This is a genomic window from Falsiroseomonas oryzae (genome assembly GCF_027856955.1).
Classification (GTDB): Bacteria; Pseudomonadota; Alphaproteobacteria; order Acetobacterales; family Acetobacteraceae; genus Falsiroseomonas; species Falsiroseomonas oryzae.
The window spans coordinates 1-1,402 of record NZ_JAPSMD010000774.1; the positions used below are offsets into that span (position 1 = coordinate 1).

Consider the following 1,402-nt stretch of genomic DNA (forward strand, 5'->3'; position numbering starts at 1 on the left):
GGCCGGCCGTGCGAACAGCGGCAGCTCCTCGGCCAGCGCATCCGGCCCGCCGGCCCGGGCGCGCGCCTCCAGCGCGGCCAGAACCTGGCTGGCGCGGGCCAGCACGCCGCGCGGCACGCCGGCCAGCCGGGCGACGTGCACGCCCCAGGACTTCTCGGCGGCGCCTTCGCCCACCAGGTGCTGGAACACCACCTCGCCCCGCCATTCCCGCACCTTCATGGCGGAAAGGCGCAGTTCCGGCAGGCGGCCGGCCAGCGCGGTCAGTTCGTGGAAATGGGTGGCGAAGATGGCGCGGCAGCGGATGCGGTCGTGCAGCGCCTCCAGCACCGCCCAGGCGATGGCCAGCCCGTCCCAGGTGGCGGTGCCGCGCCCGACCTCGTCCAGCACCACCAGGGACCGGGCGGTGGCGCCGTTCAGGATGGCGGCGGTCTCCGCCATCTCGACCATGAAGGTGGAACGGCCGCCGGCGATGTCGTCGCCGCCGCCGACCCGGCTGAACAGCCGGTCCACCAGCCCGATCCGGGCGGAGGCGGCGGGCACGAAGAACCCGGCCTGCGCCAGCACCACCAGCAGCGCGTTCTGCCGCAGCCAGGTGGACTTGCCGGCCATGTTGGGCCCTGTCAGCAGGCACAGCCGCCGGCCCGGCGACAGGTCGCAGTCGTTCGGCACGAAGGCCGGCCCCTTGGCCTTGCGCAGCGCCGCCTCCACCACCGGGTGGCGGCCGGCGGCGATGGCGAAGTCCGGGCGCTCCGTGATCTCCGGCCGGCACCAGCCGCCCTCCGCGGCCAGGGTCGCGGCGGCGGCGTGCAGGTCCAGCTCCGCCATGGCCTGGGCGGCGGCCGAGATGGCGTCGCCCGCCTCCAGCAGCCGCCGGCGCAGATGGGCCACGCAGGCGCGTTCCCGGGCCGCGGCGCGGTCGCCGGCTTCGGCCACCTTGCGGTCCAGCTCCGCCAGCGCCGGGCAGGTGAAGCGCACGGCGTTGGCCATGGTCTGGCGGTGGATCGGCGCATGCTCCGCCGCGATGCCCCGGGGCGGCTCGCGCAGCAGCTTCTCGGCCGGGGCGGCGGGCAGCTCGGCCAGGAAGCCGAATTGCTGGTGGTGCCGGATCTTCAGGCTGGCCACGCCCCAGGCCTGCGCGAGGTCGAGCTGCAGCGCCGCGATCGCCTCCCGCCCGCCGTCGCGCAGGCGCCGCAGCGCGTCCAGCTCCCCGTCGTAGCCGGTGGCGATGATCCCGCCATCCTCCAGCCGCGCCGGCAGCTTCTCGGACAGCGCGCGTTCCAGCTCGGCCGGCAGGCCGGGATCGAGCCGCAGCGCGGCCGCGGCCCGCGCGACCAGCGGCGGCACCGGCAGCGCCGGCGATTCCAGCACGGTGAGCAGCCGCGCGGCGAGGTCCAGGCCGAGC

1 protein-coding gene is annotated in these 1,402 nt (G+C 76.6%); it reads right to left on the bottom strand.

Going from position 1 to position 1,402, the window contains the following annotated elements:
• Positions 1 to 1,402: DNA mismatch repair protein MutS (gene mutS / locus OZN99_RS31560; RefSeq protein ID WP_270939144.1), on the bottom strand; the 1,402-nt coding region annotated here is incomplete at both ends.